Annotated in this window: 20 protein-coding genes; 18 read left to right on the top strand and 2 right to left on the bottom strand. The window is 69.2% G+C overall.

Going from position 1 to position 21,086, the window contains the following annotated elements; all coding sequences use genetic code 11:
* Window positions 1-18: 18 nt before the first annotated feature.
* From V7026_RS00255 to V7026_RS00245, 3 genes are read left to right on the top strand one after another with little or no spacing between them, the layout of a single operon-like run.
* Window positions 19-2,763 carry a sensor histidine kinase gene (locus tag V7026_RS00255; protein WP_334153238.1) on the top strand — a complete coding sequence of 915 codons (2,745 nt, stop codon included), beginning with the start codon at window positions 19-21 and terminating at the stop codon, window positions 2,761-2,763.
* Between the two features lie 22 nt (window positions 2,764-2,785).
* On the top strand, window positions 2,786-3,160 hold the full coding sequence (locus V7026_RS00250; RefSeq protein WP_334153237.1) for a response regulator transcription factor: 375 nt from the start codon (window positions 2,786-2,788) through the stop codon (window positions 3,158-3,160).
* On the top strand, window positions 3,157-5,358 hold the full coding sequence (locus V7026_RS00245; RefSeq protein ID WP_334153236.1) for a 3'-5' exonuclease: 2,202 nt from the start codon (window positions 3,157-3,159) through the stop codon (window positions 5,356-5,358). Before V7026_RS00250 ends, V7026_RS00245 begins: the two co-directional genes overlap by 4 nt.
* A gap of 39 nt (window positions 5,359-5,397) precedes the next feature.
* Here V7026_RS00245 and V7026_RS00240 read toward each other — a convergent pair whose 3' ends face one another.
* Complete coding sequence (locus tag V7026_RS00240; RefSeq protein WP_334153235.1) at window positions 5,398-6,858, bottom strand: putative nucleotidyltransferase substrate binding domain-containing protein; 1,461 nt, start codon at window positions 6,856-6,858, stop codon at window positions 5,398-5,400.
* Window positions 6,859-6,982: 124 nt separating this feature from the next.
* Here V7026_RS00240 and V7026_RS00235 point away from each other — a divergent pair, with 124 nt between their 5' ends.
* From V7026_RS00235 to rplI, 5 genes are all read left to right on the top strand, one after another.
* Window positions 6,983-9,064 (top strand): sodium:solute symporter family protein, encoded by a 2,082-nt coding sequence (locus tag V7026_RS00235; protein WP_334153234.1) that lies wholly within the window; start codon window positions 6,983-6,985, stop codon window positions 9,062-9,064.
* 64 nt (window positions 9,065-9,128) lie between these two features.
* Window positions 9,129-9,491 (top strand): 30S ribosomal protein S6, encoded by a 363-nt coding sequence (gene rpsF, locus V7026_RS00230; RefSeq protein WP_334153233.1) that lies wholly within the window; start codon window positions 9,129-9,131, stop codon window positions 9,489-9,491.
* Window positions 9,488-9,805, top strand: a complete 318-nt coding sequence (gene priB / locus V7026_RS00225) for a primosomal replication protein N (RefSeq protein ID WP_334153232.1) — start codon at window positions 9,488-9,490, stop codon at window positions 9,803-9,805. Before rpsF ends, priB begins: the two co-directional genes overlap by 4 nt.
* 9 nt (window positions 9,806-9,814) lie before the next feature.
* Window positions 9,815-10,093, top strand: coding sequence for a 30S ribosomal protein S18 (gene rpsR, locus V7026_RS00220; protein ID WP_334153231.1), 279 nt, complete (start codon window positions 9,815-9,817; stop codon window positions 10,091-10,093).
* 14 nt (window positions 10,094-10,107) lie between these two features.
* Complete coding sequence (gene rplI / locus V7026_RS00215) at window positions 10,108-10,560, top strand: 50S ribosomal protein L9 (RefSeq protein ID WP_334153230.1); 453 nt, start codon at window positions 10,108-10,110, stop codon at window positions 10,558-10,560.
* A 124-nt stretch (window positions 10,561-10,684) separates the two neighbouring features.
* Here the strand turns inward: rplI and V7026_RS00210 are convergent, their stop codons facing one another.
* Complete coding sequence (locus tag V7026_RS00210; protein WP_334153229.1) at window positions 10,685-11,509, bottom strand: outer membrane protein assembly factor BamD; 825 nt, start codon at window positions 11,507-11,509, stop codon at window positions 10,685-10,687.
* A 36-nt stretch (window positions 11,510-11,545) separates the two neighbouring features.
* Here V7026_RS00210 and V7026_RS00205 point away from each other — a divergent pair, with 36 nt between their 5' ends.
* The 10 genes from V7026_RS00205 (at window position 11,546) to V7026_RS00160 (ending at window position 21,084) form a co-directional block, all read left to right on the top strand.
* Window positions 11,546-12,646 (top strand): RluA family pseudouridine synthase, encoded by a 1,101-nt coding sequence (locus V7026_RS00205; RefSeq protein WP_334153228.1) that lies wholly within the window; start codon window positions 11,546-11,548, stop codon window positions 12,644-12,646.
* Window positions 12,643-13,290: an SMC-Scp complex subunit ScpB gene (gene scpB / locus V7026_RS00200; RefSeq protein ID WP_334153227.1), complete on the top strand. Its 648-nt coding sequence runs from the start codon at window positions 12,643-12,645 to the stop codon at window positions 13,288-13,290. The genes V7026_RS00205 and scpB overlap by 4 nt, the downstream gene beginning before the upstream one ends.
* A gap of 47 nt (window positions 13,291-13,337) precedes the next feature.
* The gene (rluB, locus tag V7026_RS00195) at window positions 13,338-14,273 is read left to right on the top strand and encodes a 23S rRNA pseudouridine(2605) synthase RluB (RefSeq protein WP_443082290.1); all 936 of its coding nucleotides are present in this window, start codon (window positions 13,338-13,340) and stop codon (window positions 14,271-14,273) included.
* A 42-nt stretch (window positions 14,274-14,315) separates the two neighbouring features.
* Window positions 14,316-14,741, top strand: coding sequence for a nucleoside-diphosphate kinase (ndk, locus tag V7026_RS00190; RefSeq protein WP_334153226.1), 426 nt, complete (start codon window positions 14,316-14,318; stop codon window positions 14,739-14,741).
* 7 nt (window positions 14,742-14,748) lie between these two features.
* The gene (gene rlmN / locus V7026_RS00185; protein ID WP_334153225.1) at window positions 14,749-15,903 is read left to right on the top strand and encodes a 23S rRNA (adenine(2503)-C(2))-methyltransferase RlmN; all 1,155 of its coding nucleotides are present in this window, start codon (window positions 14,749-14,751) and stop codon (window positions 15,901-15,903) included.
* Window positions 15,900-16,727: a type IV pilus biogenesis/stability protein PilW gene (gene pilW / locus V7026_RS00180; protein WP_334153224.1), complete on the top strand. Its 828-nt coding sequence runs from the start codon at window positions 15,900-15,902 to the stop codon at window positions 16,725-16,727. Before rlmN ends, pilW begins: the two co-directional genes overlap by 4 nt.
* On the top strand, window positions 16,720-17,640 hold the full coding sequence (locus tag V7026_RS00175; protein ID WP_334153223.1) for a helix-turn-helix domain-containing protein: 921 nt from the start codon (window positions 16,720-16,722) through the stop codon (window positions 17,638-17,640). The genes pilW and V7026_RS00175 overlap by 8 nt, the downstream gene beginning before the upstream one ends.
* A gap of 5 nt (window positions 17,641-17,645) precedes the next feature.
* Window positions 17,646-18,950 carry a flavodoxin-dependent (E)-4-hydroxy-3-methylbut-2-enyl-diphosphate synthase gene (gene ispG, locus V7026_RS00170; RefSeq protein ID WP_334153222.1) on the top strand — a complete coding sequence of 435 codons (1,305 nt, stop codon included), beginning with the start codon at window positions 17,646-17,648 and terminating at the stop codon, window positions 18,948-18,950.
* A gap of 91 nt (window positions 18,951-19,041) precedes the next feature.
* Window positions 19,042-20,349, top strand: coding sequence for a histidine--tRNA ligase (gene hisS, locus V7026_RS00165; RefSeq protein ID WP_334153221.1), 1,308 nt, complete (start codon window positions 19,042-19,044; stop codon window positions 20,347-20,349).
* Window positions 20,350-20,418: 69 nt separating this feature from the next.
* Window positions 20,419-21,084 (top strand): YfgM family protein, encoded by a 666-nt coding sequence (locus tag V7026_RS00160; protein WP_068609374.1) that lies wholly within the window; start codon window positions 20,419-20,421, stop codon window positions 21,082-21,084.
* Window positions 21,085-21,086: the final 2 nt, after the last annotated feature.

Genomic DNA, 21,086 nt, shown 5'->3' with positions numbered 1-21,086 from the left:
CGGTGGCGCAGACAGTCGATGTCGCCCGCGCTCGTCATCGCCGCAGCGTTTGCCTACCTCGGGGTGTTGTTCGGCGTGGCCCACTGGGCCGACGGGCGGGCACGCCAAAGGCGCTCGGCCATTGGCAGCCCGTGGGTTTATGCGTTGTCGATGGCGGTCTATTGCACCGCCTGGACGTACTTTGGCAGCGTGGGGCGTGCGGCCAGCGGCGGTCTGTGGTTCTTGCCGATTTACCTGGGACCGACACTGGCCATGGTGCTGGGCTGGGCCGTCCTGCGCAGGATGGTACGCATCGCGCGCACCTACCGCGTCACCACCATCGCGGATTTCATCGCCAGCCGCTACGGCAAAAGCCCCGCACTGGCCGGGCTGGTCACGCTGATCACCGTGGTCGGCATCGTCCCCTACATCGCCCTGCAGCTCAAGGGCATCGCCGTCGCCTACGCGGTGGTGACCGACGGAGTGGCGCACGGCATCGGTGCCCCCCCCTGGTGGCGCGAGAGCACCTTCTATCTGGCACTGGGGTTGGCAGCGTTCACCATTGCCTTTGGCGTGCGCCATTGGGACAGCACCGAGCGGCACGAGGGTATGGTAGCCGCCATTGCCCTCGAGTCGCTGGTCAAGCTGGTGGCGTTTCTGGCCGTGGGCGTCTATGTCACCTGGGGGCTGTTCGACGGGTGGGGGGATATCGTCGCGCGGGCCCGCCAGGTGCCGGAGCTGGCGCGGCTGCTCACACTCGGTGACGCCGGCACCTTCGCCTGGTCGAGCTGGCTGGCCTTGACGGTGCTGGCCGGCCTGTCCGTGTTGCTGCTGCCGCGCCAATTCCAAGTCATGGTGGTCGAGGCGGTGGATGAGCGGCACATCCGCCGCGCGGCCTGGGTGTTTCCGCTCTATCTGTGGTTGATCAACCTGTTCGTGCTGCCGATCGCGCTGGCCGGGTTGTTGTGGTTTGGCAGTGCCTCCGAGGCGGAGATTTTCGTGTTGCGGCTGCCGCAGGCCGCCGGGGCCGAGGCGCTGTTGCTGCTGGCATTCATCGGGGGGTTGTCGGCGGCCACCGGCATGGTGATCGTGGAGACCATCGCGGTGGCGACCATGGTGTGCAACGACCTGGTGTTGCCGTGGTGGCTGCGGCACGCCGTGCGGGGCCGCGCTCCGGTCGATCTGACGCGCCCCATTCTGCGTATCCGCCGCGGGGCGATCTTGGTGCTGCTGTTGTTGGGCTACGGGTACTACCGGGTGGCGGGCGATGCCTACGCGCTCGTGAGCATTGGCCTGATCAGCTTTGCCGCTGTGGCCCAGTTTGCCCCCGCCCTGCTGGGTGGCATGTATTGGAAAGGTGCCTGCCGCGACGGGGCCATGGCCGGGCTGCTCGGCGGCTTCGTGGTCTGGGCCTACACCTTGATGCTGCCGTCCCTCGCCAAATCGGGGTGGCTGCCCGCCACTTTCGTGACCGAGGGGCTGCTCGGTGTGGACTGGCTGCGGCCCGAAGCCCTGCTGGGGCTGCAGGGGTTCGATCCGCTTACCCACGCGCTGTTCTGGAGCCTGCTGGTCAACGTCGGGCTGTATGTCGGCGTGTCACTCGCGCGCCGGCCCGAAGCAGTCGAAACCAGCCAGGCGCTGCTGTTCGTCGATGTGTTCGAACGCACCGGCGGGGAGGACTGCCCTGTGTTCTGGCGCGGCGAAGCCTCCCTGCCGGCGCTGGAGGCGGTGCTGGCGCGGGTGCTGGGTGCGGAGCGCGCGCGCGAGCTGCTGGACGAGCAGGCCCGCGCGCGTGGGGTGCCGGTGGCAGCCCTGCCGGCGGATGCGGCTTTGGTTCACTGGGTGGAGACGCAATTGGCGGGGGCCGTGGGCAGCGCAACGGCGCGGCGACTGGTGGCCTCGGTGGTGGAGGAGCAGCCCTTGCGCGTCGAGGACGTGCTCGGCATTCTGCGCGAGACCGGGCGGCTGCGGGCCCTGTCGCGCGCGCTGGAGGAGAAATCTCGATCGCTGGAGCGCGCCACGGCGGAGTTGCGCGCGGCCAACGAGCGGCTGCAAGAGCTCGACCGCCTGAAGGACGACTTCATGTCGTCGGTGACGCATGAACTGCGTACACCCTTGACCTCGATCAGGACCTTGTCGGAAATCATGCGCGACGATCCCGGCATGGATGTGGCGCAGCGCGAGCAGTTCCTGGGCATCGTTGTGGCCGAGACCGAGCGCCTGACCCGGCTGGTCAACCAGGTGCTGGATCTGGCCAAAATCGAATCCGGGCATGCCGTCTGGGACGTGGCCGACGTAGACCTGGTGGCGGTGGTGCAGCGGGCCGCACAAGCGGCCGAGCCCTTGCTGCGCGATCGCGGGGCGCGGCTGGCGCTGGAGCTGCCGCCCGGTCTGCTGCCGGTGCGCGCCGACGCCGACCGGCTACAGCAGGTGCTCATGAACCTGCTGTCGAACGCGGCGAAGTTCGTCTCGGCCGAGACGGGGCAAGTGCGGGTGCGCGTCTTTCCGACCCTGGCCGGCGATGGCACACCCCAGGTCACCGTCGAAGTGCACGACAATGGACCGGGGGTGCCCGCGGCCGAGCAGGCGGTGATTTTCGAGAAGTTTCGCCAGGGCGGCGATGCGCTGGACCGGCCGGCGGGCACCGGCCTGGGCTTGCCGATCAGCCGTCGGATCGTGGAACATTTGGGCGGGCGCCTGTGGCTGCGATCGACGCCCGGCGAGGGTGCCTGCTTCGGCTTCGACCTGCCGCTGCCGCCCCCGGCGCCGCGGGCCGGCCCCTGAGAACCATCGAGGAGACGCCCCCATGGGTAAGCGCGTACTGATCGTGGACGATGAACCCAACATCCTGATCTCGCTCGAGTTTCTGATGAAGCGCGAGGGCTACGAGGTGCAGGTGGCCCGCGACGGGGAGGAAGGCTTGGCCCTTGCCGGCAGTTGGTGCCCACATGTGGTGCTGCTCGACGTCATGATGCCGCGCAAGAGCGGCTTCGACGTGTGCCAGGCCATCCGGGCCGATACCGCGCTGGCGGGCATGTGCATCGTCATGCTCACCGCCAAGGGGCGAGACACCGACGTTGCCAAGGGGCTGGCGCTCGGCGCGGATGCCTATCTGACCAAACCCTTTTCCACGCAGGAGTTGGTGCGCCGCGTGCGCGAACTGCTGGGAGCACAGGGGTGAGGCGGCGCATCGACCCACGCCTGTGGTGGCTGCTGGCCGGTGCCGCGGCCGTGTCCCTCGCATGGCTGGCGGTCACGGTGGGGCTGATCGCGGTCACGCTGGAGGTCGAGGCCCGCACGCGCATGCTCGATTTGCTGGGCGATCGCTGGGGCTTCGTGCTGCTGATGTGGCTGGCGGGCATGGCGGCCATCGCGTGGGGGCTGCAGCGCGCCTTCGACGTGGGCGTGCACCCCTGGCGGCGGCTGGCCGAGGAGGCCCAGGTGCTGTTGACCGCGCAGGGAGCGCCCGCCCTGCGCGAGCGTGGCCCGGCGGAAGTGCGCCGGGTCGCCCAGTTGTTCAATCAGCTCGTGCAGCAGCGCGAGGCGTGGCGCGCCCAGGTGGACGAGCGCGTGCGCGAGGCGGCGCGCGGCATCGAGCAGGAGAAGTCGCGCCTGGCCGCCCTGATGTCGGAACTGACGCAAAGCGTCGTTGTGTGCAATCTGGACGGGCGCGTTCTGCTCTACAACAACCGGGCGCGCTGGCAATTTCGCGCCCTGTCCCAGGCACCCACGCTGGCCGGCGGGGCGGAGCTGATCGGCTTGGGACGCTCCATCTACACGGTGTTCGATCGGGCGGTCATTGCGCATGCGCTGGAGAGTATTCGCCAGCGCTTGCGCCGGGGGGCGGCGCACCCCAGCGCGCAGTTCGTCACGGCCACGCGCGGCGGGCAGTTGCTGCGCGTGCAGGTGGCCCCGGTGCGGCAGGCGGAGGGTGCCGAGGGCGCTGAGCAGGAGCTGGCCGGCTTCGTCCTCGTGCTCGACAACATCACCCGCGACCATGAGCAGGCGGCGGCGCGGGAGCGGCTCTGGCTCGACTTGACCGAAGGCAGCCGCCGCTCCCTGGCCAATGTGCGCGCAGCGCTCGAGGTGCTGGAGTTGCCCGACGCCGATCCCACGCTGCGCGAGCGGCTGCTCGGCGTGGTGCGCGGCGAGGTCCAGGCCCTGGGCGACCGGGTGCAGCGCCTGGTTGCCGATGGCGCCACGCAATGGGGCAGCCAGTGGCCGATGGAGGACATGCTGGGCGCCGACCTGATCGCGGCGATCGAGCGCCGACTGGCCGACGTCAAAGGGCTGCAGGTGGGGGTGGGGCCCGTCGATGGCGAGGTCTGGCTGCGCATTGAGAGCTTTTCCCTGATCCAGGCCGTGGTCTATCTGGCGCGCCGGCTGCACGAGGAGGGTGGCGTTGCCGCCGTCACCCTGCGGCTACAGCCGGCCCCGGCGGCGCAAAGGCGGGCCGGCGCCCAGGCGCACGTGGATCTGGCCTGGGCCGCCCCGGCCGGCGAGGCGTCGATCGCCGGTCTGATGGGCTGGGAGCTGGACCCGATGCGCGTGGGCGACGGGGGTTTGGCCGCGAGTGTGCGCGACGTGGTGGAGCGCCACGGCGGCGCCTTGTGGGTGGAGGCCGACGCTCAGGCGGGCCTGGCCTTCTTCCGGCTGCTGTTGCCGGCCATAGATCCGGCGGAGCCCGCCGACTCGCCCCCCCTCGTGCGCACCGAAAGCCGGCCCGAGTATTACGACTTCGACCTGTTCCGCCAGTCCCCCGCGGCGCAGGCGTTGGACGATGTGCCGCTCACGGCGCTGGCCTACACCGTCTTCGACACCGAGACCACGGGCCTCAATCCGTCCGAGGGCGACGAGATCATCCAAATCGGCGCCACGCGCATCGTCAATGGCAAGCTGCTGCGGCACGAGAGCTTCGAGCAACTCGTCAACCCGCGCCGTTCCATCCCGCGCGAGTCCATCCCCATCCACGGCATCACCCCGGACATGGTCGCCGGTCAGCCCGACATCACGCAGGTGCTGCCCGCCTTCCACGCCTTCGCCCGCGATACGGTGCTGGTGGCGCACAACGCGGCATTCGACATGCGGTTTTTGCAGCTCAAGGAGCGGGCGACCGGGCTGGTGTTCGACCATCCGGTGCTTGATACCTTGCTGCTGTCGGCCGTGGTCCACCCCGCTCAAACGTCGCACCGGCTGGAGGAGATTGCGGCCCGCTTCGGCATCCCGGTGATCGGGCGCCACACGGCGCTGGGCGACGCCTTCGTGACGGCCGAGGTGTTGCTGCGCCTCATCCCACTGCTGGCCGAGCAGGGCATCCACACCTTGGGCGACGCGCGCCGCGCGGCCGAGCGCACCTACTACGCCCGTCTGACGTATTGATGCCGGGCGTCGATGCCGGGGCGGACGCTGCCCCGGCTCTCAGAAGCGCCCTGCGAGGTAGCGTTTTTCCAGCACGCTCTGCAGGTCTTTCACGACGCCGAAGGCATCCTTCAGGTGGCGCCGTTCGAGTTCGGAGAGCTCGTCCAGCCGCAGGTAATTGTCCGCCGCCTGGCCGTCGGCCATTAGACGGGCCTGGTGCTGGATGCGCAGCCCGCTCAAGAACTCCAGCGCGTCGATCAGGTCGCGCGTGCGCTCGGCGCTGATCTCGCCGCTGCTGGCCGCCGCCTGCAGGCGCTCGCGCGTGCTGACCGCCGGGATGCCGCCGGCCAGGGCGTAAATGCGCGCCAGGTCGATGATGGGGACGATGCCGGTGTGCTTGAGGTCCACCGTGCCTTCGTGCTTCCCGTGGCGGATGGTGCTGATCCCCCCCAGCCATCCCAACGGCGGTTGATGGGTCAGCGCGTTGCCCACCATGTGCGCCAGAAAGATCCGCTGCCCCGGGGTGCGTTGCAGCACCTCGATGCGCAGGGTGTCGAGCAGCGCCCGCTCGCCATGCACGAAGCGCTGGTCGAAAAAGACGCAGGTCAGCATCAGGGCCTTCGGCTCCGGGCGCTCGATCCAGGTCCGGAAATAGTCGCGCCAGCGGGCCAGCGGCTGCCGCCAGGTGTCGGTGACCGCCATCATCTCGCCGGGGCAATAGACGTAGCCGCAGGCGTTGAGCCCGTCGCAAACAAAACGCGCCAGCGCCGCGAAATAGGCGCCGTGCGCCGCGGGGTCGTAGCGGTCGTCCAGAACCAGGCAGTTGTCCTGGTCGGATTTGGCGGTCTGTTCGTTGCGCCCCTGCGATCCGGCGGCGACCCACGCGTAGGGGACGGGGGGCGGGCCGTACTGGGCCTCGGCCAGTTGCAGCAGGCGCGAGGTGAGGGCGTCTGTCATGGCCGAAACGATGCGCCCCATGGCGTGCGCGCTGGTGCTGGCGGCGGCCAGTTGCCGCTGGAGCTGGCCGATGCGGCCGGCCGTCGCCACCAGTTCTTTCACCGATTCTTGCCGGTAAATCGCGCCGGCCAGGTTGACGGCGGAGTTGCTCTGTTGCTGCTGCAGGTCGGTGCTGGAGATGACGCCAACCACCGTGCGCCCGTCCATCACTGGCACATGGTGGATGTTCAGGCGGGCCATGAGCAGCAGCGCATCGAAGGCATGGTCCCCGATCTCCACCGTTTGCAGCGCGGTGGTGGCGATCTCGATCACGGGACGTGCTGGGTCCAGTCCCTCGGCCAGCACGCGGTTGCGCAAATCGCGGTCCGTCACCAGACCGACCAGGGCGCCGTCGTGAGCCACCAGCACCGACGAAATCCGGTGCTCGCGCATGATTCGCGCGGTCGCTTGGATGGGCAGATCGGGGGGCACCGTCACCGGAGGGCGCCGCAGCAAGGCCCGCACTGGTAGGGTGGCCAGTGGGGTGGAGTCGTCGACAGGTCGATCGTTGGGGGGCATGTGCATGGCAAGGGCGGCCCAGGCGGGGCCAAAAACCGCTACGATGCCATGCTACACCCTCAGCGTCCGCTGCCAAGACCAACGCCCGCCACGGCTTTGCGTTGCGTCAAGCCGTTGCCGTCTTCGCGCCATGCCTGCGTCGCCCGATTCCCACCTTCGCCCCGTTCTCGACCGTCTGTACTGGCGTTTTGCCTGGGGGTTCATCGGCTTCGTGCTGCTGCTGGGGGTGCTGGAGCGCTTGGGCTGGTCCAAGAGCGCCATCGGCCTGACCTTCCTGCTTGGGACACTGGCCGTCTACGCGACGATCGGCATCCTCACCCGCACCATCGACCCGGTCGAGTACTACGTGGCTGGGCGGCGCGTGCCGGCGTTCTACAACGGTATGGCGCTGGCGGCAGACTGGCTGTCGGCGGCCTCGTTTCTGGGGCTGGCGGGCACGCTGTACATGCAGGGCTTTGGCGGGCTGGCCTTCCTGCTCGGCTGGACGGGCGGCTTCGTGCTGGTGGCCCTGTTCTTGGCACCGTACCTGCGGCGGTTCGGGCAGTTCACCATTCCCGATTTTCTGGCGGAGCGCTATGGCGGCCCGGTGCCGCGGCTGCTTGGGGTGTTTGCGCTGCTGTTGTGTTCATTCATCTATGTGGTGGCGCAGATTTATGGGGTGGGCCTGATCACCTCGCGCCTGACGGGGCTGGCCTTCGAGGTGGGCGTGTTCCTTGGCCTGGGGGGGATTTTGGTCTGCTCGTTTTTGGGGGGGATGCGGGCCGTGACGTGGACGCAGGTCGCCCAATACATCGTCTTGATCCTGGCTTATGTCACCCCGGTGGTCTGGCTGTCCGTCAAGCAGACCGGCTGGCCCGTGCCTCAGCTCACCTACGGCATCCAGCTGCAGAAGGTGACCGAGCGCGAGCAGGCCCTGGCCGAGAGTCCGCAAGAGGTCCATGTGCAGCGCATCTGGGCCCATCAGGCCTATGTGCTGCGCGAGCGCCTGCGGGATCCGGCCGCCGCCCTGGAGCGCGAGCGCACCCTGGCCGAGCGCCACATCGAGGCGCTGCGGCGCTACGACGGCGATCCGGCGGACATCGCCGAGGCCGAGCGGCTCCTGTCGCGCCTGCCGCGCGACGAGGCCGCCGCCCGCGCGCTTTGGACGCGCCAGCTCGAGCAGGCGCAGACCAAGACCACCGCGCTCGGCGGCACGCCGCCGCAGGCGCGACCCTATGCGCAGGACACCGCCGAGGCAGGGCCGCAGGCGGGGGTGGAACCATCGCGCCGCAATTTCCTGGCGCTGGTGTTCTGTCTGGTGGTGGGGACCGCGGCCTTGCCCCATTTACTGGTGCGCTTCTACACCGTCCCGAATGTGCGTCAGGCCCGGCAGTCGGTGGCCTGGGGGGCGGGCTTTATTGCGCTGCTGTACCTGACGGCCCCGGCGCTGGCCGTGATGGTCAAGTTCGAGGTGCTCAATGGCCTGGTCGGCACCTCGTTCGATGCCTTGCCCCACTGGGTGAGCGCCTGGAGCCGCGTCGATCCCGGCCTGTTGTCGGTGCGCGACGTCAACCGCGACGGGGTGCTCCAGTTGGGCGAAATCACCATCGGGCCCGACATCATCGCGCTGGCCGCCGCTGAAATCGCCGGCTTGCCCTATGTCGTGGCCGGCCTCGTGGCGGCCGGGGGTCTGGCCGCGGCGCTGTCGACGGCCGATGGGCTGTTGCTGGCCATCACCAGCGCGCTTAGCCACGACCTGTACTACAAAACCCTCGATCCGACCGCCGAGACGGCGCGCCGCGTCACCCTGTCCAAGGTGCTGCTGCTGGTGGTGGCCTTGCTCGCGGCCTACATCGCGGCACAGAAGCCGGCGGACATTCTGTTCCTCGTCTCGGCGGCGTTTTCCTTGGCGGCGGCGGCCTTCTTTCCGGCCTTGGTGCTGGGCATCTTTTGGTCCCGGGCCAACGGGCCGGGGGCCGTGGCGGGTATGGTGGCGGGGCTGGCCGTCACTGTGTATTACATGGCCACGACGCAGCCGTGGCTGCGCTCGGTGTTGGGTCTGAGCGGTGAGCCGCGCCTGTGGTGGGAGATCCAACCGATCGCCGCGGGCGTGTTCGGCGTGCCGGTGGGGCTGGCGGTCACGGTCGTCGTCAGTCTCATCACCCCGGCGCCGTCAGCGCAGCGGCGAGCCTGGGTGCGGCGCTTGCGCTCGCCATTCGCGGGCAAGCTATAATGGTGAGCTTCCTTGCCACACCCCAGTTGACGCGGGGGTGGCAGTTGTTCCACAAGGAGAGTTCATGCGTCACTACGAAATCGTCATGCTGATCCACCCGGATCAGAGCGAGCAGGTGCCCGCCATGCTGGAGCGCTACAAGGGCATGATCACGGCCGGCGGCGGGGTCATCCACCGCGTCGAGGACTGGGGTCGTCGCCAACTGGCCTACCAGATCAACAAGCTGTCCAAGGCCCACTACCTGTGCCTCAACATCGAGGCCGGGCAAGAGGTCATGAACGAGCTCGAGCACGCCTTCCGCTTCAACGACGCCGTGCTGCGTCACCTGGTGGTCCAAAAGAAGAAGGCCGAGACCGGCCCGTCGGCGATGATGAGAGCCGTCGAGCGCGAGGAAGCCCGCAAGGCGCAACAGGAAGCCGCTGCTTGACCCCAGCAGGGGCGACCGCGTCACCCGTCAATCGCCTGGTGCTCGTGGCCACGCTGGTCCAGTGCGCGGCCATGCGCTACACCCCGGCCGGCATCCCCGCGCTGGACGTGCTGCTGGAGCACGCATCCGAGCAAGTGGAAGCCGGCCAACCTAGGCGAGTGGCCCTGCGTCTGAAAGCGGTGGTGTTCGGTACGGATGCCGAACGACTCGCAACCCAGCCGCTGGGCACCACGCTGTGGTGTGCAGGGTTTCTGACCTCTGCGCGCCGCGGTCACGGGGTCGTGTTTCACATCCAGGATTTCAAGCCGATTTAGGAAACCATCATGGCTGCACCGCAACGCAATCAGGGCAACCGCCCCAAGCGCGCCAGCAACAACCTGCTGTTCAAGCGCAAGAAGTTCTGCCGCTTCACCGTCGCCGGCGTCGAGGAAGTCGACTACAAGGACGTCGACACGCTGAAGGATTTCATTGCCGAAAACGGCAAGATCATCCCCGCCCGCCTGACCGGCACCCGCGCCATCTACCAGCGCCAGGTCGCCATCGCCATCAAGCGTGCGCGCTTCCTGGCGCTGCTGCCGTACAGCGACCAGCACCGCGTCTGAAGGAGCCCGAGAACATGCAAGTCATCCTGCTCGACAAGGTCGTCAACCTGGGCAACCTGGGCGACATCGTCAAGGTCAAAGACGGCTATGCCCGCAACTTTCTGATCCCGACCGGCCGGGCCCGCCGGGCGACGCAGTCGGCCATCGACGAGTTCAACGCGCGCCGCGCCGAGCTCGAGAAAGTGGCTGCCGCCAAGTTGGCCGAGGCCCAGGCCCTGGGCGAAAAGCTCAATGGCATGACCATCAAACTGTCGCAAAAGGCGGGCGTGGACGGTCGTCTATTTGGCTCGGTCACCAACCATGACATTGCTGCGGAGCTGACCAAGGCTGGCTACCCGGTTGCCAAGGCCCAGGTCCGCATGCCCAACGGCGTGCTCAAGATGGTGGGCGACTACACGGTGTCGGTGGCGCTGCACACCGACGTGGTGGTGGACGTCAACGTCCAGGTGCTGGGCGAAACCGTCTGACCCGTCGCTCCGTCCGCACACCAAAAGGCCGCCTCGCAGGCGGCCTTTTCTGTGGTCACTGTCGTGGCGCGCGGGGCATAGGCCCGCTGGCGGCCCGCCCGGCGAGTCCGCCGGGGCAAGACGGTCACCAGAGTTTCCACCACGGGCCGCTGTCGCGGCGAAAGCCCTGGGTGAGGAATGGGCTGGCGGGGAAGTTGGCTTCCAGCACGCGGCGGGCATCGCGCGCTTGATCGGGCATGTCCAGCGCCTCGTACGATTTCATCAGGACATAGAGCGCCTCTTCAATGGCCGGGACGTTTTGGTAATCCTTCAAAGCCACTTGGGCACGGTTGATCGCGGCCACGTAGGCCCCGCGCCGGTAGTAGTAGCGGGCGACGTGCACCTCGGACTGCGCTAGGGAGTTGACGATGTATGTCATCCGCTGGCGCGCGTCCGGGGCATAGCGCGAGTCGGGGAAGCGCTCGGTCAGCTCTTTGAAGGCCTCGAACGAGTCTTTGGCCGCCTTCTGATCCCGCTCGGAGAGGTCCTGCTGCGAGATGAAGCCGAACAGCCCAAGGTTGTCGTTGAAATTGACCAGCCCCTTGAGGTAGAGGGCATAGTCCAGGGCGGGGCTGGCTGGGTGCAGCTTGATGAAGCGGTCTAGCGTGGCAATGGCCTGGGCTTGCTCGCCGTTCTTGTAATGGGCGTAGGCCTTCTCGAGTTGCGCTTGTTGCGCCAGGGGCGTGCCCGCGGCCCGGCCTTCGAGTTTTTCGAAGTACTGGATGGCCTTGTCGTAGTTGCGGGCGGCGCGCTCGTCCATGGCCTCGGCGTAGAGCTTGTTGGGGCTCCAGCCGGCGGTGACGTCCTTTTCGGGGCCGCTGGCGCAACCGGCCAGCAAGGCGACGCCCAGAGCGATGGCGGACAGGGTGGGCGCGCGCAGGCGATCGGCGGATAATCGGTGGGTCTTCATTGGGCGCCCCTCAGGCGCGCTGCCGCAGCAGCAAACATGGTGTCGAAAATTATAGAGGTCGAGACCGACGTCGCGGCGCAGGCCGACGCGGCGGACGGTGGTGCGGCAGACCCCGGCGCCGAGTCGGAGTGGCGCCGCTTTGTGGTGGATGCCGACGCGCATGGCGAGCGACTGGACCGCTGGCTGGCGGCGCACGTGCCCGAAGTGTCGCGCAGTTACCTGCAGCAGCTGATCGCCGAGGGGGCCGTGTGCCTGGACGGGGCGGTGCAGTCCAAGTCGGCGCGGCGCTTGCGCGTGGGCGAAACCCTGGCCATCGAGCTGCGCCCGACCGCGCAGGCGCAGGCTTTCGTGCCGCAGCCGATGGCCTTGCCCATCGTTTTCGAGGACGACCATCTGCTCGTCATCGACAAGCCGGCGGGCTGGGTGGTGCACCCCGCCGCCGGCCATTGGTCGGGGACCTTGCTCAATGGCCTGCTCGCGCACCACGCGGGCGCTGCGCGCCTGCCGCGGGCGGGTATCGTGCATCGGCTCGACAAGGACACGAGCGGCCTGATGGTCGTGGCCAAGACGCCGAGGGCGTTCGACGCCCTGGTGGCGATGATCGCCGCGCGGGAGGTGCAGCGCATCTATGTGTCACTGGCGGGCGGGCCATGGCGACACCCGGATCGCGTGGGGGTGGATCAACCGATCGGACGCGACCCGCGCCAGCGCCTGCGCATGGCGGTGCATCCGCCGGACAGCGGCGCGGCCAAGCCGGCACGCACGGATATCCGGCGGCTCGACGGCGGCTCGCCGGGGCGCGCCGAGTGGGTGTTGGTCGGCTGCAAGCTGCACACCGGGCGCACCCACCAGATTCGCGTTCATCTGGCATGGCTGGGGCATCCGCTGGTTGGGGACGCGCTCTACGGCGGCCGGCTGGCCCTGGGCATGGCGCGCCAGGCCCTGCACGCCGTTCGGCTGGGGCTGCGGCATCCGATCGGCGGGGATTGGCTGGCCTTCGAGAGCCCACTGCCACCCGATCTGGCCGCCGCCGTCGCGGTGGCCGGCCTGCACTACAATCCCGCCCTCCTGTGGGCCGTTCGGCCCGATGGCGAGCACGACGGCCCTGGGCACGACCGTATCATCGGCAACGCATGAACACGACCGACGCCCGCCGCATTCTGGAAACCGCGCTGCTGTGCGCGGCCCAACCCCTGTCCCTGCGGGAGCTGGGTGCGCTGTTCGACGGCGCCCTGGCCCCCGATACGCTGCGCCGCCTGCTGGCGGATTTGCAACTCGCCTGGGCGGATCGGGGGCTGGAGCTGGTGTGCGTGGCGAGTGGCTGGCGGTTTCAGAGTCGGCCGCCGTTGCGGCCGTTTCTGGACCGGTTGTACCCGGAAAAACCGCCGCGCTACAGCCGCGCGGTGCTGGAGACCTTGGCGATCATCGCTTACCGACAGCCCGTCACCCGTGGCGACATGGAGGCCATTCGCGGCGTGACCATTGGCAGCCAGATCCTTAAACAGCTCGAGGACCGGGGCTGGATCGAGGTGATCGGCCACCGCGAAACGGTGGGGCGCCCCGCTCTGTACGCGACGACGCGGCAGTTTCTAGACGATCTGGGCCTGACATCGCTGGACCAGTTGCCGCTGTTGGAGGGTGCGGACGTGCCCGCCCGCGACGACGTGGGGCCGGAGCTCGCCCGGCTCGATGGTGCCGAACACGCGGCAGCCGAACGACCCGCGGACGGCCCCACCCACGACGTGGCCCTGGTGGCCGCGACGAACGAAAGGCAGTCATGAAGAAATCGCCCCCTCGCGCCCGATCGAGCGCCCCTCGTGCCCGCTCCGTGGCGGCTGCGCCCCGTCCCACCCCGGCCGCCCGACCCACCGCGCCGCAGGCGGGGGACACCCTCAAGCTGCACAAGGTGCTGGCGCAGGTGGGACTGGGCTCGCGGGCCGACATGGAGCAGGCGATCGCCCTGGGCCGGGTCACGGTCAACGGCGAGGCGGCGCATGTGGGGCAGCGCATCGCCAGCGGCGATGTGGTCAAGCTGGACGGCCGCCTGGTGCGCTGGCGCGCCACGCCGACGCGCCTGCCGCGCGTGCTGGCTTACCACAAGCCGACCGGCGAAGTCGTGACGTTGGACGACCCCGACAACCGGCCCACCGTGTTTCGCAGCCTGCCGCGTCTGCGCTCGGGCAAGTGGATGGCGGTGGGGCGGCTGGACATCAACACGGAAGGGTTGCTGCTGTTTACCGACTCCGGCGAGTTGGCCAACCGCCTGATGCATCCGCGTTTTGGGCTGGAGCGCGAATACGCCGTGCGCGTGCTGGGTGCGCTGTCGCAGGATGAGCGGCAGCGGCTGTTGGAGGGCATCGAGCTGGACGATGGTCCGGCCCAGTTTCGCTCCGTGGAGGACGGCGGCGGCGATGGCGCCAACCGCTGGTATCGGGTGACCATCGCCGAAGGCCGCAACCGCGAGGTGCGCCGTCTATTCGAGGCGGTCGGCCATGCGGTCAGCCGCCTGATCCGGGTGCGCTACGGGGCTGTCGAACTGCCGCGTGGCCTGCGCCGTGGTGCCTACATCGAGCTGGACCCGCGCGTCGTCGCGCAGCTCATGGAGGCGGCGGGCGCGCCGCTGCCTGCTCGGCCGGTGGCGCCCCGGCGCCGGGCCGTCCCGCCCCGCGGGGCCGGCCCGCGGCCGAGCCGTCCCCCTGCACCGGAGCGCAACGGGCGTGGCGCGGGACAGGGTGCACGTGCACCGCGCCGCCGCGCCGGTTAAAATCGCAGGTTTTGTCTATCATCCCCAATCATTTCGATCATCATGGCCCTCGAACGCACTCTCTCCATCATCAAACCCGACGCTGTCGCCAAGAACGTCATCGGCCAGATCTACAGCCGCTTCGAGGCCGCCGGCCTCAAGATCATCGCGGCCAAGATGGTGCACCTCTCGCGCGGTGAGGCGGAGCAGTTCTACGCTGTGCACAAAGAGCGCTCGTTCTTCAGGGACTTGGTGGACTTCATGGTCTCCGGCCCGGTGATGGTGCAGGTGCTGGAGGGCGAAAACGCCATCGCCAAGAACCGCGAGCTGATGGGCGCCACCGACCCGAAGAAGGCCGCCCCCGGCACCATCCGCGCCGACTTCGCCGACAGCATCGACGCCAACGCGGTGCACGGCTCCGACGCCCCGGAAACCGCTGCCGTCGAAGTGACGTTCTTCTTTCCGGGCATGAACATCTACTCGCGCTGATCATGTCATGACGGCCAATTTGCTCGACTACGACCTCGAGGGGTTGGCCGCCTTCTGCGAGCGGCTCGGACACAAGCGCTTCCGGGCTGTCCAGCTCTTTCGCTGGATCCACCACAAGGGCGTCGCGCGCTTCGAGGAGATGACGGACCTCGCGCGCGACCTGCGCGAGCGGCTGCCCGCGGTTGCGCGCATCCAGGGCTTGCCGGTGCTCACCGAGCAGGCGTCGGTCGACGGCACCATCAAGTGGCTGTTCGATGTCGGCGACGGCAATGCGGTGGAGGCGGTCTACATCCCTGAGGACGACCGGGGTACGCTGTGCGTGTCCAGCCAAGCCGGCTGCGCGGTCGGTTGCCGCTTTTGCTCCACGGGCCACCAGGGCTTTAGCCGCAACCTGACCACGGGCGAGATCATCGCCCAGCTCTGGTATGCCGAGCATGAGCTGCGGCGCCGCCTGGGAGCGAGCGAGCGCGTCATTTCCAACGTGGTGATGATGGGTATGGGCGAGCCGCTGCAGAACTACGGCGCGCTCGTCCCCGCCTTGCGGGTGATGCTGGACGACCACGGCTACGGCCTGTCGCGCCGTCGCGTGACGGTGTCCACCTCGGGCGTGGTGCCGATGATGGACCGGCTGGCGCAGGATTGCCCCGTGGCATTGGCGGTGTCGCTGCATGCCCCCATCGATTCGTTGCGCGATCGCCTGGTGCCGCTGAACCGCAAGTACCCGCTGCACGAGCTGCTGGATGCCTGCCTGCGTTACCTGCCGGCCGCGCCGCGCGACTTCATCACCTTCGAGTACTGCATGCTCGACGGCATCAACGACACCCCGCAGCATGCGCAGGAACTGATCGCCCTGCTGCGCAGCCATGCGGGGCGGGGGGTGCCGTGCAAGGTCAACCTGATTCCGTTCAACCCCTTCCCCGAGTCGGGCCTGCAGCGCTCGCCGCGTGCGGCGGTCAAGGCGTTTGCCGATCGGCTCAATGCGGCGGGACTCGTTACCACGATCCGCAAGACGCGGGGGGACGATATCGATGCAGCCTGCGGCCAGCTCGCGGGCGATGTGCTCGACCGCACCCGCGTGGGCGAGCGTCTGGCACTGCGCGGGGACGATCTGGCCGTGGTGCGTTTGCAAAGGCCAGTCCGCGCCACGGAGGGTTTGGCATGAGTCGACGGCGGGCGTTGGCGGTGGGTGCGCGCGCGGCGGTGGCGCTGGCCGTGCCGCTGTGGCTTGCGGCCTTGGGGGGCTGTGCGGGCGCAGGGGCGGCAGCGGGGGCTGGCACGGGCCGCGACTGGATCACCGAATCGGACGAACCCCAGGCCCGCAAGCGGGCCCGCACCCGGCTGGAGTTGGCCGCCGGTTACTTCGAGCAGGGGCAGACGACGGTCGCCCTGGACGAGGTCAAACAGGCCATCCAGATCGATCCAACCTACGCCGCCGCGTTCAACCTGCGCGGGCTGATCTATACCCAGCTGCGGGATCTGCGGCTGGCGGAGGAGAGTTTCCAGCAGGCCCTGCGGCTGGACGCACGCGACGGGGACACTTGGCACAACCTGGGGTGGATGTATTGCCAGGACGGGCGCTATCCCTCCGCGTTCGATGCCTTCCGCCGCGCGCTGGAGGCCCCGGGATACCGATCGGCGGCGCGGACCTGGATGGCGCTGGGCGTGTGCCAAGTCCGCGCGGGGCAGCCCGAGCCCGGCGAGCGCAGCCTGCAGCGCGCCTTCGAGCTCGATCCGGGCAACCCGGTGGTGCTGTACAACCTGGCGCTGCTGCTGCACCAGCGCGGCGACAGCGAACGGGCGCGTTTCTACGTCCGCCGCCTCAACAATTCCGAACTGGCCAACGCCGAGTCCCTTTGGCTGGGCATCAAGATCGAAAACCGGCTGCAGAACCGTGAAGCGGCGCTCCAACTGGGCGAGCAACTCAAACGCCGTTTCCCGGCCTCGCGCGAGGCCGGCTCCTACGAGCGGGGGGCATTCCATGAGTGAGACGGTCGTCACCCCACCCGCGGCGGTGCCCCAGTCGGCCGGCGAGGCGCTGCGGCAGGCGCGCGAGCGCGCGGGGCTGCACATCGCTGCCGTCGCCGCGACGCTGAAGGTGCCAGTCCAGCGTCTGGAGGCGCTGGAGGCCGGTCGCTATGAGGCGCTGCCCGATGCCACCTTCGTGCGCGCGCTGGCGCTGAGCGTCTGTCGCGTGCTCAAGATCGACGCTGCACCCATTCTCGCGGCCCTGCCGGCTGGGCAGGCCCCGCAACTCGGGCTGGCCTACGGCTCGATCGATGCTCCGATGCCGCGCGAGAGCGCCTCGCCCGATTTCGGCAGTAGCGAAGGGGGCGGCTGGCGCACGCCGCTGTGGATCGCGCTGGCGCTGGTCGTGCTGGCCGGGGTGCTGTGGTTCGTGCTGCCGACCGCAGGGCGCTCGCCCGAGGTCCCGGTGGCGGGTGGGGCGGAGCGCGGCGCCGGCCCTTCAGCGGCGACCGTGCCCTCCACGGCCGATGCCAGCCCGGGCGCGACCGGTTCGGCGCCGATGTCGCCGCCGCCGGCCGCGGCCGCCGCGCCGGCGTCCCCGACGGCACCGGCAGTGCCGGTGGTACCGGCTGCGGCACCGCAGGCGTCCGCGTCGGCGTCCGCCGCCGGCGGTGCCGAACCCGCGGCACCTGCCGCCCCGGCAGCGCTGCAATTGCGCGTGCAGGCCGCGAGTTGGATCCAGGTCATCGGCGCATCGGGGCGCGTCTGGTTGCAGCGCAGCCTGCAGCCGGGTGAGGACGTCCGCTTCGACGAGGACTTGCCGCTGGCGGTCACCGTCGGGCGCGCCGATGCCACCGAGGTCGTGGTGCGCGGCCAGCCCTTCGATCTGGGGCCGATGACCCGCAACAACGTTGCCCGTTTCGAAATCCGCTGATTGTCATGAGCGCCATCGACCCCCCGGCCGCCGCGTTGGGCGCAGCGCCGAATGCCGACCGACCGATCCCGCTGGGCGCTGCGGCCCCGCGCCGCTCCCGCCAAGGTGTCGTCGCCTGGGGTGAGAACCGCGTCACCGTTGGCGGCGATGCGCCGATCCGCGTGCAGTCGATGACCAACACCGACACGGCCGACGCCATCGCGACCGCCATCCAGGTCAAGGAGCTGGCCCAGGCTGGCTCCGAGCTGGTACGCATCACGGTCAACAACGACGAGGCTGCCCGGGCCGTGCCGCACATCCGCGAGCAGCTCGACCGCATGGGGGTGTCGGTTCCGTTGATCGGCGACTTCCACTTCAACGGCCACCGGCTGCTGGCCGACCACCCGGCGATGGCGCAGACGCTGTCCAAGTATCGTATCAACCCGGGCAACGTGGGCCGCGGCGAGAAGAAAGATCGCCAGTTCGCCCAGATGATCGAGGCGGCGTTACGCTGGGGCAAGCCCATCCGCATCGGCGTCAACTGGGGCAGTCTGGACGCCGATTTGCTCGGGCAGATGATGGACGAAAACGGCCGCCGCCCCCAGCCCTGGGACGCGCGGCAGGTCATGTACGAGGCGCTGATCACCTCCGCGCTCGCGTCGGCCGAGCGCGCGGTCGAACTCGGCTTGGCGCCCGAGGATGTGGTGCTGTCGTGCAAGGTCAGCAACGCGCAGGACCTGATCGCCGTGTATCAGGAGCTGGCGCGCCGCTGCGACCATCCGCTGCACCTGGGGCTGACCGAGGCGGGCATGGGCACCAAGGGCACCGTGGCGTCGGCGGCGGCTCTGGCCGTGCTGTTGCAGCAGGGCATTGGCGACACCATCCGCGTGAGCCTGACCCCGCAGCCCGGCGAGCGCCGCACCCAGGAAGTGGTGGTGGCGCTGGAGATTCTGCAGGCGCTGGGGCTGCGCGCCTTCGTGCCCCAGGTCACGGCATGCCCGGGCTGTGGGCGCACCACCAGCACCGTGTTCCAGGAGCTGGCCAAACAGATCGACGACCACCTGCGCGCGGCCATGCCGGTCTGGCGCAGCCGCTATCCCGGGGTGGAGAACCTCAAAGTCGCCGTCATGGGCTGCATCGTCAACGGACCGGGCGAGAGCAAGCACGCCGACATCGGCATCAGCCTGCCCGGCACCGGCGAGGCTCCGGCCGCTCCCGTCTATCTGGACGGCGAAAAGGTCGCCACCCTGCGCGGCGAGCGCATCGCCGAGGAATTTCGCCACATCGTCGAGGACTACGTCGCTCGGCGCTTTGGTGCTGGGGCGACCTGACGGGCAGCCCGCCGCGTCCTCCCCATCCCCCTTTCTGTTGGCACACGGGCGCCGCCGCACTAACGCTGCGGCGCCCCCACCCGAGACCGAGATGACAGACAAGATCACCGCCGTCAAAGGCATGAACGACATCCTCTCGCCCGATTCCGCCCACTGGGAGTGGCTGGAGGCACACGTGCGCGATCTGTTCGCACGCTACGGCTACCGCAACATCCGCACCCCCATCGTCGAGCCGCTGGCCCTGTTCGTGCGCGGGCTGGGCGAGGTCACCGACATCGTCGAGAAGGAGATGTATGCGTTCGAAGACCGGCTCAACGGCGAGCAACTCGCGCTGCGTCCGGAGGGTACGGCCGGCGTGGTGCGCGCGGTGGTGGAGCATTCGCTGCTCTACGACGGCCCCAAGCGCTACTACTACATGGGCCCGATGTTCCGCCACGAGCGGCCGCAGCGCGGACGCTACCGGCAGTTTCACCAAGTGGGGGTGGAGGCGCTGGGCCTGGCCGGGCCCGAGGCCGATGCCGAATTGATCGCGATGGCCGCCGACCTGTGGCGCGAACTGGGCCTGCAGGGCATCGCGCTGGAACTCAACAGCCTGGGGCAGCCCGCCGAACGCCAGGCGCACCGCCAGGCGCTCATTGCGTACTTCGAGCAGCACCGCGATCAGCTCGACGAGGACGCGCGCCGTCGCCTCTACACCAACCCGCTGCGCATTCTGGACACCAAAAACCCGGCGATGCAGGCTCTGGTGGAAGCAACGCCCAAGCTGCTCGACCATCTGGGGCCGGCGTCGCTGGCGCACTTCGAGGCGGTGCGTCGCTTGCTCGACGCCCAGGGCATCGCCTACGGCGTCAATCCGCGTCTGGTGCGTGGACTGGACTACTACCACCACACGGTGTTCGAATTCGTCACCACCTCGCTCGGGGCGCAAGGCACGGTCTGTGCCGGCGGGCGCTATGACGGCTTGATGGCCGAGGTGGGCGGCAAACCCGCCCCCGGCGTCGGCTGGGCCATGGGGGTGGAGCGCATACTGGAACTGCTCAAGGCCCAGCAGCGCCTGCCGGCCGCCCCGGTGCCGGATGCTTATGCCATCGTGCCGGACCCCCAGGCCTGGCCGCGGGTGATGCCCGTGCTGCGGACCTTGCGTGCCGCGGGTCTGCAGGTGCTGATGCACGCCGCTGGGCCGGACGGGCTGGGCAGCATGAAGTCGCAATTCAAAAAGGCCGATGCGAGCGGGGCGCGCTACGCGCTGATTTTTGGCGAGGCCGAGCTGGCCGCCGGGCAGGTGGCGGTCAAGCCCCTGCGCGAAGGGCTGAGCGGCCCCGTCACGGCTCAGACCCTGCTGCCCGTGGCCGAGGCCGCCGAGTGGGCCACCCGGTTGCGCCCCGCTGGCGCGACCTGACGCGGCCGATCGCGACCGGGGCACGCCCCCCTCTACAATCCCGCCACATCGACACCCACCGGGCACCGCATGGCCTCGCATTACGACCTCGAAGAGCAGGAACAAATCGCCCAGCTCAAGGCATTTTGGGCAAAGTACGGCAACCTCATCACCTGGCTGTTGATCGGGGTGCTGGGGGCTTATGCCGCCTACAACGGCTGGCAGTATTGGGAGCGGCGGCAGGCCGCGCAGGCGGCCGCCCTGTACGATGAGTTGGATCAGGCGGCCCGCGCGGCCGACGTCGAGCGGGTGCGGCGCACCTGGGGCGATATGCAGGCCCAGGCGGCCCGCACGGCGCAGGCGCAGCACGGCGCGCTGCTGGCCGCCCGGGTGTTGGCCGAAGCCGACCAGACCGCCGACGCGCGCGCGGCCCTGCAGTTCGTGATCGACCGTGGGCGTGACGAGGCCCTGGTGGCCGTGGCCCGCGTGCGCCTCGCGGGGCTGGAGCTGGACGCCGGCAACCTCGACGCGGCTCTGCGCCTGCTCGATGCCGATGTGCCCGAGGCCCTGCGCCCGTGGCGCGCCGACCGGCGCGGTGACGTGCTGCACCGCCAGGGCCAGGACGAAGCCGCCCGCGCGGCCTACCTGGACGCCTGGAAGGGGCTGGAGCCCGCGGCCGGCTACCGTGCCATCGTCGAGGCCAAGCTCAACGCACTGGGTGTCGATCCCACCGCTCGTCCGGAGGCCAAGCCGTGAAC

Source organism: Tepidimonas sp. (genome assembly GCF_036825565.1).
Classification (GTDB): Bacteria; Pseudomonadota; Gammaproteobacteria; order Burkholderiales; family Burkholderiaceae_C; genus Tepidimonas.
This window is presented reverse-complemented; position numbering and strand designations above follow the sequence as displayed.